Consider the following 12475-nt stretch of genomic DNA (forward strand, 5'->3'; position numbering starts at 1 on the left):
ACCGATACTGAGTGGGTTATGGAATTCGTCATCCTTGCTGTAGTCATCGCCCTGGTCGCGGTCGGCGTGATCAGCGGGCTCGTGGTCAGCAGCCGCAAGAAGAAGCAGCTGCCCCCGACGCCGTCGAGCACGCCGACCCTCACACCTCCCGCCGAGCCCCGTGCCGGTGAGGAGACCGAAGAGCCGCGCGAGGAATCGCGCCGCACCGCCGAGGACGTCGCGGCCCCGCCCGCCGAGGCCGCGCCGCAGCCCGTGGAGCCGGAGGCGCCCGCCGCCCCCGCGCTCGACGTCCCCGAGCCCACCGCGGGCCGGCTCGTCCGGCTCCGGGCCCGCCTCGCCCGCTCGCAGAACTCCCTCGGCAAGGGGCTCCTCACGCTCCTGTCGCGGGACAACCTGGACGAGGACACCTGGGAGGAGATCGAGGACACCCTCCTGACCGCCGACGTCGGCGTCGCCCCCACCCAGGAGCTGGTCGAGCGACTCCGCGAGCGCGTCCGGGTGCTCGGCACCCGCACCCCCGAGGAGCTGCGCGCCCTGCTGCGCGAGGAGCTGCTCGCCCAGCTCGGCACCGACCTCGACCGCGCCGTGCAGACGGAGGGCGGGCTGGAGACCCCCGGCGTCGTGATGGTCGTCGGGGTCAACGGCACCGGCAAGACCACCACCACCGGCAAGCTGGCCCGCGTGCTCGTCGCGGACGGCCGCAGCGTCGTGCTCGGCGCGGCCGACACCTTCCGCGCCGCCGCCGCCGACCAGCTCCAGACCTGGGGCGAGCGCGTCGGCGCCCGCACCGTACGTGGCCCCGAGGGCGGCGACCCGGCGTCCATCGCCTTCGACGCCGTCAAGGAGGGCATCGCCGAGGGCGCCGACGTGGTGCTCATCGACACCGCCGGCCGGCTGCACACCAAGACCGGCCTGATGGACGAGCTGGGCAAGGTCAAGCGGGTCGTCGAGAAGCACGGCCCGCTCGACGAGGTCCTGCTCGTCCTGGACGCCACGACCGGCCAGAACGGCCTGGTGCAGGCGCGGGTCTTCGCCGAGGTCGTGGACATCACCGGCATCGTCCTGACCAAGCTCGACGGCACCGCCAAGGGCGGCATCGTGATCGCCGTCCAGCGCGAACTGGGCGTCCCGGTCAAGCTCGTCGGACTCGGCGAGGGTCCGGACGACCTCGCCCCGTTCGAGCCGGAGGCGTTCGTGGACGCCCTGATCGGGGACTGACCCCTTTCCGGCACAGCCACCCGTGGGCCCGGCCGCGTATGGCCGGGCCCACGGCCGTTCCGAAACCCGGTACGGGACTGCCTCCGGCGCGCCGGAACGGGGGCCGGTACGCGGCTCAGCCGAGCGGTGCCGCCCAGCGGTGGCACAGATACGCCAGGGTGCCGAGGAGCAGCCGCGCCTCGGGCGGAGCCGCCCCGTCCAGACCGGGCGGGCGCAGCCAGCGCACCGGGCCGTGCCCGCCGCAGTCGGAGGGCGGCGCGGTGATGTGGCTGCCGCGCCCGAGCGCCCGCAGATCCAGCCCCGCGTCGTCCCAGCCCATCCGGTACAGCAGCCCCGGCAGCTCGTCGGCGGCGCCCGGCGCGACGAAGAACTGCGCCCGGCCCCGCGGGGTCACCGCGACCGGGCCCAGCGGCAGCCCCATCCGCTCCATCCGCACCAGGGCCCGGCGCCCGGCCGCCTCCGCCACGTCCAGCACGTCGAACGAGCGGCCCGCGGGGAGCAGCACCGCGGCGCCCGGCACCTCGGCCCAGGCGCGCGCCACCGCGTCGAGCGTGGCCCCGGCCGGCACCTCCCGCGCGAAGCCCAGCGGATGCGCGCCCGGGGCGGGGCAGTCGCCGTCCCCGCAGGAGCAGACGCCGCCCGAGACGCGGGCGCCCGGCACGACGGCCCAGCCCCACAGCCCGGTGTACTCCGCCACCTCCGTGATCCCGGTGGTGGCACGGGCGCGCCGCCGCGCACCGGTACGCAGTTCGCGGATGCCGATCGTGAAGCCCATGCCCCCTCCAACGGGTCCGGCTCGCCGGTGGTTACGAAGCGGAGCGTGCAACCGCCCGCGCGCCCCCGGGCGCTTCCTCGCGCCCGTACCGATCGCCCGGTCCAGTGAATCGCGACCCGCGCCGGTGGCGTTCAATCGAAGGGGTGGCGAATGGTGGCGATTGCGCAAAGGGCCTCGCGGAGCCGGTGATCGTAGGATTACCGTCGGTACACGAACCATGGAAGTATGTGCGCCCACGGGTATGCCGCAGGCATCCCGATTTTCTGTTCGATCGGGCGCAACGCCCGTACGGGAAACATGAGTTCGCGGCATTCTGGCAGTGCTTCGCGCGACAGGATTTCGGCGGGATGGGGGCGTTCCAGTGAGTGGCAGCGGCGCAGGCGAGACGAATGCCGGCAAGCGCCCGAACGAGCAATTGGGCTCGTGGTTCGTGCGCAGCGGCTGGTCGAAGGGCGAGCTGGCGCGACAGGTGAACCGGCGGGCGCGCCAGATGGGCGCCCACCACGTCAGCACCGACACCTCCCGCGTACGGCGCTGGCTCGACGGCGAGCAGCCGCGCGAGCCCATCCCGCGCATCCTGTCCGAGCTGTTCTCCGAGCGCTTCGGCAGCGTCGTCGCCGTCGAGGACCTCGGCCTGCGCACCCCGCACCAGGCACCCTCCGTGGCCGGGGTGGACCTGCCCTGGGCGGGCCCGCAGACCGTCGCCCTGCTCAGCGAGTTCTCCCGCAGCGATCTGATGCTCGCCCGGCGCGGCTTCCTCGGCAGCTCCCTCGCCCTCGCCGCCGGACCCGCCCTCGTCGAGCCCATGCAGCGCTGGCTGGTGCCCGTCGTGGCCGCCCCCGCCGCCGAACCGGAACCCGCCGCGTCCCGCCGCCCCTCCAGGCTCTCCGGCCCCGAACTGGACCTGCTGGAATCCACCACCGCGATGTTCCGCCAGTGGGACGCGCAGTGTGGCGGCGGACTGCGCCGCAAGGCCGTCGTCGGCCAGCTCCACGAGGTCACCGACCTGCTCCAGGAGCCGCAGCCGGCCGCCACCTCCAAGCGCCTCTTCCGCTGCGCCGCCGAACTGGCCGAACTGGCGGGCTGGATGAGCTACGACGTGGGCCTCCAGCCCACCGCCCAGAAGTACTTCGTGCTCGCGCTGCACGCCGCCAAGGAGGCCGGCGACAAGCCGCTCGGCTCGTACATCCTGTCCAGCATGAGCCGCCAGATGATCCACCTCGGCCGCCCGGACGACGCCCTGGAGCTGATCCACCTCGCCCAGTACGGCAGCCGCGACTGCGCGACCGCGCGCACCCAGGCCATGCTGTACGCGATGGAGGCCCGCGCCTACGCCAACATGGGCCAGCCCAGCAAGTGCAAGCGGGCGGTCCGGATGGCCGAGGACACCTTCCTGGACGCCGGGGTGGACGGCGAGCCCGAGCCCGACTGGATCCGCTTCTTCTCCGAGGCGGAGCTGAACGGCGAGAACAGCCACTCGTACCGGGACCTCGCCTACGTGGCGGGCCGCAGCCCCACGTACGCCTCGCTCGCCGAACCCGTCATGCGGCGGGCCGTCCAGCTCTTCGGCGAGGACGACGAGCACCAGCGCTCCTACGCCCTCAACCTCATCGGCCTCGCCACCGTGCATCTGCTCAAGGGCGAGCCCGAGGAGTGCACGGTCCCGGCCGAGCAGGCGCTGCGCGTCGCCAAGAAGGTCCGCTCCGAGCGCGTCAACACCCGGCTGCGCAAGACCGTGGACACCGCCGCCCGCGACTACGGGGACGTCCCCGAGGTCGCCCGCCTCACCGAACTCCTCATCGAGCAACTGCCCGAAACCGTGGAAGCCGTTTGACCCGGCCACCACGGGCCCCGTATACCCCGGCCACGACGATCACCCAGCACAGACCGACTTCGGCTCCCCCCATTGCCAGGTCACCGGGTGATCGCCGTGGCCGGTCCCCGTGGACGCGCCACCCGCGCTTCATGGGGACGTAACACGTCGCTCCCCTTCGTCACTGCGGCGAAACATCACGGCGCACCGGCCGAAACGGCACCGCGCGACTCTCGTCACCCAGCCGCACCGCACCGACGACGAGGAGACGCCGATGCCCCCAGGCATCACGACACTTGCCGCAGACGCCCCGACGCTGTCCGCCGCCAACACGGGCTTCATGCTCATCTGCTCCGCCCTGGTGATGCTCATGACCCCGGCCCTCGCCTTCTTCTACGGAGGCATGGTCCGCGTCAAGAGCACCCTCAACATGCTGATGATGAGCTTCATCGGCCTCGGGATCGTCACGGTCCTGTGGGTGCTCTACGGGTTCAGCCTCGCCTTCGGCACCGACACCGGCTCCGTCATCGGCTGGAGCCCGGACTTCGTCGGCCTCAGCGGGATCGGCGTCACCGAACTCTGGGACGGCTACACCATCCCGGTCTACGTCTTCGCCGTGTTCCAGCTGATGTTCGCCGTCCTCACCCCCGCCCTGATCAGCGGCGCCCTCGCCGACCGGGTCAAGTTCACCTCCTGGGCCCTGTTCATCACGCTGTGGGTCACCGTCGTCTACTTCCCGGTCGCCCACTGGGTCTGGGGCGCCGGCGGCTGGCTGTACGAGCTGGGCGTCATCGACTTCGCCGGCGGCACCGCCGTCCACATCAACGCCGGAGCCGCCGGACTCGGCGTGATCCTGGTCATCGGCAAGCGCGTCGGCTTCAGGAAGGACCCGATGCGCCCGCACAGCCTGCCGCTGGTCATGCTCGGCGCCGGACTGCTCTGGTTCGGCTGGTTCGGCTTCAACGCCGGCTCCTGGCTCGGCAACGACGACGGCGTCGGCGCGGTCATGTTCGTCAACACCCAGGTCGCCACCGGCGCCGCGATGCTCGCCTGGCTCGGCTACGAGAAGCTCCGCCACGGCTCCTTCACCACCCTGGGCGCCGCCTCCGGAGCCGTCGCCGGACTCGTCGCCATCACCCCGGCGGGCGGTGCCGTCAGCCCGCTCGGCGCCATCGCGGTCGGTGCCATCGCCGGAGTGCTCTGCGCCATGGCCGTCGGCCTCAAGTACCGGTTCGGCTACGACGACTCCCTCGACGTCGTCGGCGTCCACCTCGTCGGCGGCGTCATCGGCTCCCTGCTCGTCGGCCTCTTCGCCACCGGCGGCGTCCAGTCCGACGCCAAGGGCCTCCTCTACGGCGGCGGGTTCGACCAGCTCGGCAAGCAGGCCGTCGGCGTCCTCGCGGTCCTCGCGTACTCCCTCGTCGTCTCCGCCCTCCTCGCCCTCGCCGTCGACAGGACCATCGGGATGCGGGTCGCCGAGGACGACGAGGTCTCCGGCATCGACCAGGTCGAACACGCCGAGACCGCGTACGACTTCAGCGGCGCGGGCGGCGGAGCCGCCCCCCGGACCGGCGGCCGCACCCCGGCCGCACCCGCCGCCCCGGCCAGCAAGAAGGTGGACGCATGAAGCTCATCACCGCAGTCGTGAAGCCCCACCGCCTCGACGAGATCAAGGAGGCCCTCCAGGCCTTCGGCGTCCAGGGCCTCACCGTCACCGAGGCCAGCGGCTACGGCCGCCAGCGCGGCCACACCGAGGTCTACCGGGGCGCCGAGTACACCGTCGACCTCGTCCCCAAGATCCGCGTCGAGGTCCTGGTCGAGGACGAGGACGCCGAACAGCTCATCGACGTCGTCGTCCAGGCCGCCCGCACCGGCAAGATCGGCGACGGCAAGGTCTGGAGCGTCCCCGTCGAGACCGCCGTCAGGGTCCGTACGGGCGAACGCGGCCCGGACGCCCTCTGACCGGACACCACGGAAGGGGCAGCCGGGTGACGCACACCGACACCACCACCGCATCCGCATCCCAGGACCCGGCACCCGGCGGCTACGCGGCGGCCCGGCTGCGCCTCCTCCACGAGCAGGAGCGGGCCGGGGCGCCGCGCCGCGCCGCCCTCGCCGCCCTCACCGACGACTGGCTCACCACCCTGTTCACGGCGGCGAGCACCGAGACCGGCGTCCGGGGCGCCGCCCTCGTCGCCGTCGGCGGCTACGGCCGGGCCGAACTCTCCCCGCGCAGCGACCTCGACCTCCTCCTCCTGCACGACACCACCGCCGCCCCCGCGGCCGTCGCCGCCCTCGCCGACCGCCTCTGGTACCCCGTCTGGGACCTCGGCCTCGCCCTCGACCACTCCGTCCGCACCCCCGCCGAGGCCCGCAAGGCCGCCGCAGGCGACCTCAAGGTCCAGCTCGGACTCCTCGACGCCCGGCCGGTCGCCGGCGACCGCGACCTCGTCGCCGCCCTGCGCACCGCGATCCTCGCCGACTGGCGCGACCGGGCCCCCGCCCGGCTGCCCGCCCTGCGCGAACTCTGCCGCGACCGCGCCGCCCGCGCCGGAGAACTGCGCTTCCTCCTCGAACCCGACCTCAAGGAGGCCCGCGGCGGCCTCCGCGACACCACCGCCCTGCGCGCCGTCGCCGCCTCCTGGCTCGCCGACGCCCCCCGCGAAGGACTCGCCGAAGCCCGCCGCACCCTGCTCGACACCCGCGACGCCCTCCATCTCACCACCGGCCGCGCCACCGACCGGCTCGCCCTCCAGGAACAGGACCAGGTCGCCCGGGACCTCGGCCTCCCCGACGCCGACGCCCTGCTCCGCCGGGTCTACGAGGCCGCCCGCACCGTCTCCTACGCCGCCGACGTCACCTGGCGCGAGGTCGACCGGGTACTGCGCGCCCGCTCCGCCCGGCCCCGGCCGCGCGCCCTGCTCGGCGCCGGACGGAGCCGCACCCCCGAACGGACCCCGCTCGCCGATGGCGTGGTCGAGGCGGAGGGCGAGGCCGTCCTCGCCCGCACCGCCCGCCCCGAACACGACCCGGTGCTCCCGCTGCGCGCCGCCGCCGCTGCCGCCCAGTCCGGACTTCCGCTCTCCCGCCACGCCGTACGCCGCCTCGCCACCGCCGCCCGGCCGCTCCCGGTGCCCTGGCCGGCCGAAGCCCGCGAGGAACTCGTCACCCTGCTCGGCGCCGGACCGGCCACCGTCCCCGTCTGGGAGGCCCTGGAGGCCGAAGGGCTCATCACCCGCCTGCTGCCCGGCTGGGAACGGGTCCACTGCCGCCCCCAGCGCAACCCCGTCCACACCTGGACCGTCGACCGCCACCTCGTGGAGACCGCCGTCCGCGCCTCCGCGCTCACCCGCCGCGTCGGCCGCCCCGACCTCCTGCTCGTCGCCGCCCTGCTCCACGACATCGGCAAGGGACGGCCCGGCGACCACTCCGCCGCCGGCGAGGCCGTCGCCCGCGACCTGGCCGCCCGGATCGGCTTCGGCCCGCACGACGTGGCCGTCGTCGCCACCCTCGTCCGCCACCACCTGCTGCTCGTCGAGACCGCCACCCGGCGCGACCTGGACGACCCGGCCACCGTGCGCGCCGTCGCCGACGCGGTCGCCACCCCGGCCGCCCTGGAGCTGCTGCACGCCCTGACCGAGGCCGACGCGCTGGCCACCGGACCCGCCGCCTGGTCCGCCTGGCGGGCATCGCTCGTCGCCGAACTCGTCGGGCGGGTCGCGCTGCTCCTGGCCGGCGGGGCCCCCGAGGAACCCGGGCCCGCCGCCCCCGACGCCGAACAGGAACGCCTCGCCGCCGAGGCCCGGCGCACCGGAGGACCCGTACTCGCCCTGCGCACCCGGCCCGAGACCCCGCACGGGGAGGGCGCACCCGAGCCGGTCGGCGCCGAACTCCTCATCGCGCTCCGCGACCGGCCCGGCGTGCTGCCCGCGGCCGCCGGGGTCCTCGCCCTGCACCGCCTCACCGTCCGCGCCGCCGAACTGCGCGCAGCGGAGCCCCCGGCCGGGCCGGGCGCCGGCACGGACGAGGTGCTGGTGCTCAACTGGCGGGTGGCCGCCGCATACGGCGCGCTGCCCGACCCGGCCCGGCTCCGCGCCGACCTCGTACGCGCCCTGGACGGCACCCTGGACATCGCCGCCCGCCTCGCCGAGCGCGAGGCGGCCCGCCCCCGGCGGCGCGGCACGACGGCCCCGCCGCCCCGGGTGACGGTCGCCCCGGCCGCCTCCCGCCTCGCCACGGTGATCGAGGTGCGCGCCCAGGACGCCCCCGGCCTGCTCCACCGCATCGGCCACGCCCTGGAACGCAGCGCGGTCCGGGTGCGCAGCGCCCATGTGTCGACGCTGGGCGCGAACGCGGTGGACACGGTCTACGTCACGGACGCGGCCGGTCAGCCGCTGGCCCCGCGCGAGGCGGCGGAGCTGGCCCGCGAGGTCGAGCGGGCGCTCGGCTGAGCCACGCACCCCGTCCGGTACCGGGCGAGGTCTTGGCCTTCTCCGGCCTCCGGATACCCTGGGAACCTGCTGACCCGACCCGCCCCCGACTCTGAGGACCGACGAGCGCCGTGTTCGATACTCTCTCCGACCGCCTTGCCGCGACTTTCAAGAACCTCCGGGGCAAGGGCCGCTTGTCCGAGGCGGACATCGACGCCACGGCTCGCGAGATCCGTATCGCCCTGCTCGAAGCCGACGTGGCACTGCCCGTCGTCCGGTCCTTCATTGCCAAGGTCAAGGAGCGGGCGCGCGGCGCCGAGGTCTCGCAGGCGCTGAATCCGGCGCAGCAGATGATCAAGATCGTCAACCAGGAGCTCGTCGCCATCCTCGGCGGCGAGACCCGGCGGCTGCGGTTCGCCAAGAACCCGCCCACCGTGATCATGCTCGCCGGTCTCCAGGGTGCCGGTAAGACGACCCTCGCCGGAAAGCTCGGCCGCTGGCTCAAGGGCCAGGGCCACTCCCCGCTGCTCGTCGCCTGCGACCTCCAGCGCCCCAACGCCGTCAACCAGCTGAGCGTCGTCGCCGACCGCGCCGGTGTCGCGGTGTACGCCCCCCAGCCGGGCAACGGCGTCGGCGACCCGGTCCAGGTCGCCAAGGACTCCATCGAGTACGCGAAGTCCAAGGTCCACGACATCGTCATCGTGGACACCGCCGGCCGCCTCGGCATCGACCAGGAGCTGATGCGGCAGGCCGCGGACATCCGCGACGCCGTCAGCCCGGACGAGATCCTGTTCGTGGTCGACGCCATGATCGGTCAGGACGCCGTCAACACCGCCGAGGCGTTCCGCGACGGCGTCGGCTTCGACGGCGTCGTGCTCTCCAAGCTCGACGGCGACGCCCGCGGTGGCGCGGCCCTGTCGATCGCCCATGTCACGGGCAAGCAGATCATGTTCGCGTCGAACGGCGAGAAGCTGGACGACTTCGACGCGTTCCACCCTGACCGGATGGCCTCCCGCATCCTCGACATGGGTGACCTGCTCACCCTGATCGAGCAGGCGGAGAAGACGTTCAGCCAGGAAGAGGCCGAGAAGATGGCCTCCAAGCTGGCGTCCAAGAAGGGCCAGGACTTCACCCTGGACGACTTCCTGGCCCAGATGGAGCAGGTCCGCAAGATGGGCTCCATCTCCAAGCTGCTCGGCATGCTCCCCGGCATGGGGCAGATCAAGGACCAGATCAACAACATCGACGAGCGCGACGTCGACCGCACCGCCGCGATCATCAAGTCGATGACCCCGAAGGAGCGCGCCGAGCCGACGATCATCAACGGCTCCCGGCGCGCCCGTATCGCCAAGGGTTCCGGCGTCGAGGTCAGCGCCGTGAAGAACCTGGTCGAGCGGTTCTTCGAGGCCCGCAAGATGATGTCGCGCATGGCGCAGGGCGGCGGCATGCCGGGGATGCCCGGCATGCCCGGCATGGGGGGCGGCCCCGGCCGCCAGAAGAAGCAGGTCAAGCAGGCCAAGGGCAAGCGCAAGAGCGGCAACCCGATGAAGCGCAAGGCCGAGGAGCAGGCCGCCGCCGCCCGCCGCGAGGCCGCGCAGAACGGCGCCCCCGGCCTGCCGGCCGGCCAGGGCGGGCAGAACTTCGAGCTGCCCGACGAGTTCAAGAAGTTCATGGGCTGAGCGCCCGGGCCCTGCCGGAGGGGCGGTCGCCGCAGCCGCGGTGGCCGCCCCTCCGGCGTACGTTCACGTGGTGCAGATCAGATAGCGGAAGACGTTGGACATCCGCACCGAGCCGTCCGCCCGCCGGTACGGCAGGAGCGCGTCGGCGAGCTCCCGCTCGACCTGCCGCCGGTCCGCCGTTTGGACCGCCGCACGGAACAGCCGGGTCGACAGCAGGCCGCGTACCGCGCCGTCCATGTCCGCGTAGCCGAACGGGCAGGCGACCCGTCCCGAGCCGTCCGGCCGCAGCCCGGACCGGCGGGCCACGTCCTCCAGGTCGTCCCGGCGCGGCCCGCGCCCGTCGTCGCCGAGCCGGCCCGCCACCCGCAGCACCGCCTCCGTGGTGCAGCGCTCCGGCGGGCCCCAGCCGGTCAGGACGACCGCCGAGCCCCGCTCCGCCGAGGGCAGCGCGGCCCCCAGCGCCCGTATCAGCTCCTCGCCGTCGCCGGTCTCGCAGCCGATCGGGGTGAAGGCGGTGATCAGGTCGTGGGGCCCGGTGTCCGGCGCCCTGGCGACCCGTGCCCCGCGTGCGGCGGCCATCCGCAGGGCGAGACCGGTGCCGCTGCCGAGCGCGAGCATCCGGGTGGCCGGCCCCACCTCCAGCCGCGTGTACACCGCCTCGTACAGCGGTGCCAGCATCCGTTCCTGGATCTCCGCCCAGTCACGGGCGCGGGAGGCGCCGTCCGCGGCGGCGGACGACTCCGTGGGCCGGTGGTGCCGAACGAGCGTGGGTGTCATGGAATGTGCCCCAATCCGCCGATGCCGCCGGTTGCGCCGGCGTCCTTCCGGGGCCCCAGTCTCACCCGCCGCGCCGGGTCGGGCACCTCGGGCACGGGGCGCGTACGCCGTCTACGCGCGCAGGCGTACGCGCCGCTACGTACCGGCTTGGTGCGAGCTGTGCGGCTTCTCCGCAGATCAGCGCACCCGCCCTCGTCGGGACGCATGAACGTCAACCGACTGGTACGTGCAAAATATTTGGGATGGCCCGGAATCGGAACACCGAGGGCCCCGCGCTCGTTGGTCACGACGTGAGCACGACACCACCTGTACTTGCCGCAGAGCTGGCGCAGGCGTGGGCCGACATTCAGCGGTACCACCCCGAGCTGCCCGATCTCGCCGCACCCGAGTCCCTGATCGGAGAGTCCTCGTCCGCCTGTGGCGCCGAACTCTCCTTCGAGCGACTGCTCCACGAGGCAGTCCACGGCATCGCCGCCGCCAGAGGTGTCCGCGACACCTCGCGCGCCGGCCGCTACCACAACAGACGATTCCTGGCCATCGCCGAGGAGCTGGGCCTCGATCACGCCGAGGAGCCCCATCCCAGCAGCGGCTTCTCGCTGGTCACGCTCAACCCCGAGGCCAAGCGGCGCTACCGGCCGACGACGGAACGGCTGCAGCGCGCCCTCAAGGCGCACACCGTGGCCACCGCCGCCGACACCAAGCGCTCCTTCCGCGGCCCCGCCGCCCGGCACGGCTCCTCCGGAGGGGGGGTGCGGGTCAAGGCCGTGTGCGACTGCGGACGCAATGTGCGCGTGGTGCCCTCGGTCCTCGCGCAGGCCCCGATCGTCTGCGGCGGCTGCGGGAAGCCGTTCCGGATTCCGGAGACAGCGGTCGCGGTGGGGTGAGCCGTCGTGGTGTGGCACAATGACTAGCTGTACTCGACAGTCGCACAGGACCCCTCTCTCCTCCGGCTGACGCGTCCATCGGGCACCCGAGTACCGCAACCCCACGTGGCATCTTCGTTGTGCCCAACCACGTCATAGACCAGGAGACACCACTCCCGTGGCAGTCAAGATCAAGCTGAAGCGTCTGGGCAAGATCCGTTCGCCTCACTACCGCATCGTCGTCGCCGACTCCCGTACCCGCCGTGACGGCCGGGCCATCGAGGAGATCGGCCTGTACCACCCGGTGCAGAACCCGTCGCGCATCGAGGTCAACTCGGAGCGCGCGCAGTACTGGCTGTCCGTCGGCGCCCAGCCGACCGAGCCGGTCCTCGCGATCCTGAAGCTCACCGGCGACTGGCAGGCGCACAAGGGCCTCCCGGCCCCCGCGCCGCTGCTGCAGCCGGAGCCCAAGGCCGACAAGCGCGCCCTGTTCGACGCCCTCTCCGCCGACGGCGAGGAGTCGAAGGGCGAGGCCATCACGCCGAAGGCGAAGAAGGCCGACAAGAAGGCGGACGAGGCTGCTGACGCTGCCGCCTCCGCCGAGTCGACCGAGGCCTGAGCATGCTCGAGGAGGCTCTCGAGCACCTCGTGAAAGGCATCGTCGACAACCCCGACGACGTGCAGGTCGCCTCGCGCAACCTGCGTCGCGGCCGTGTGCTGGAGGTCCGGGTCCACCCCGATGACCTCGGCAAGGTGATCGGCCGCAACGGCCGCACCGCACGCGCGCTGCGCACCGTCGTGGGCGCCATCGGCGGCCGTGGTATCCGCGTCGACCTCGTCGATGTGGACCAGGTCCGCTGACAGAAGTTGAACACCGGCACGGGCCGGGGAGGGCCAAGCGCCCACCCCGGCCCGTCGTC

The 12475-nt window shown here is 73.3% G+C and carries 11 protein-coding genes; 9 read left to right on the forward strand and 2 right to left on the reverse strand.

Annotated features, from left to right (window positions below):
- Positions 1-18: 18 nt before the first annotated feature.
- Positions 19-1218, forward strand: coding sequence for a signal recognition particle-docking protein FtsY (gene ftsY, locus DNK56_RS27390; protein ID WP_111338459.1), 1200 nt, complete (start codon positions 19-21; stop codon positions 1216-1218).
- Positions 1219-1333: 115 nt separating this feature from the next.
- Here the strand turns inward: ftsY and DNK56_RS27395 are convergent, their stop codons facing one another.
- A complete protein-coding gene (locus DNK56_RS27395) occupies positions 1334-1993 on the reverse strand; it encodes a bifunctional DNA primase/polymerase (protein WP_111338460.1) in 660 nt (219 codons plus the stop codon).
- Between the two features lie 361 nt (positions 1994-2354).
- Between DNK56_RS27395 and nsdA the strand changes: the two genes are divergently transcribed.
- From nsdA to ffh, 5 genes are all read left to right on the forward strand, one after another.
- Positions 2355-3827: a transcriptional repressor NsdA gene (nsdA, locus tag DNK56_RS27400; RefSeq protein ID WP_111338461.1), complete on the forward strand. Its 1473-nt coding sequence runs from the start codon at positions 2355-2357 to the stop codon at positions 3825-3827.
- A 253-nt stretch (positions 3828-4080) separates the two neighbouring features.
- Positions 4081-5433, forward strand: coding sequence for an ammonium transporter (locus tag DNK56_RS27405; protein WP_111338462.1), 1353 nt, complete (start codon positions 4081-4083; stop codon positions 5431-5433).
- Positions 5430-5768, forward strand: a complete 339-nt coding sequence (locus DNK56_RS27410) for a P-II family nitrogen regulator (protein WP_111338463.1) — start codon at positions 5430-5432, stop codon at positions 5766-5768. The genes DNK56_RS27405 and DNK56_RS27410 overlap by 4 nt, the downstream gene beginning before the upstream one ends.
- A gap of 26 nt (positions 5769-5794) precedes the next feature.
- Entirely contained in the window at positions 5795-8257 is a 2463-nt protein-coding gene (locus DNK56_RS27415; RefSeq protein WP_111338464.1) for a [protein-PII] uridylyltransferase, read from the forward strand.
- Between the two features lie 110 nt (positions 8258-8367).
- Positions 8368-9915: a signal recognition particle protein gene (ffh, locus tag DNK56_RS27420; protein WP_111338465.1), complete on the forward strand. Its 1548-nt coding sequence runs from the start codon at positions 8368-8370 to the stop codon at positions 9913-9915.
- A 63-nt stretch (positions 9916-9978) separates the two neighbouring features.
- Here ffh and DNK56_RS27425 read toward each other — a convergent pair whose 3' ends face one another.
- A complete protein-coding gene (locus tag DNK56_RS27425) occupies positions 9979-10692 on the reverse strand; it encodes an SAM-dependent methyltransferase (RefSeq protein ID WP_111338466.1) in 714 nt (237 codons plus the stop codon).
- Between the two features lie 290 nt (positions 10693-10982).
- Between DNK56_RS27425 and DNK56_RS27430 the strand changes: the two genes are divergently transcribed.
- From DNK56_RS27430 to DNK56_RS27440, 3 genes are all read left to right on the forward strand, one after another.
- A complete protein-coding gene (locus tag DNK56_RS27430; RefSeq protein WP_018521397.1) occupies positions 10983-11576 on the forward strand; it encodes a hypothetical protein in 594 nt (197 codons plus the stop codon).
- A 157-nt stretch (positions 11577-11733) separates the two neighbouring features.
- Positions 11734-12174, forward strand: coding sequence for a 30S ribosomal protein S16 (rpsP, locus tag DNK56_RS27435; RefSeq protein WP_111338467.1), 441 nt, complete (start codon positions 11734-11736; stop codon positions 12172-12174).
- A gap of 2 nt (positions 12175-12176) precedes the next feature.
- Positions 12177-12416, forward strand: coding sequence for an RNA-binding protein (locus DNK56_RS27440; protein ID WP_005311361.1), 240 nt, complete (start codon positions 12177-12179; stop codon positions 12414-12416).
- Positions 12417-12475: the final 59 nt, after the last annotated feature.

Origin of the sequence: Streptomyces sp. AC1-42W, from assembly GCF_003248355.1 — a bacterium.
Lineage (GTDB): Bacteria > Actinomycetota > Actinomycetes > Streptomycetales > Streptomycetaceae > Streptomyces.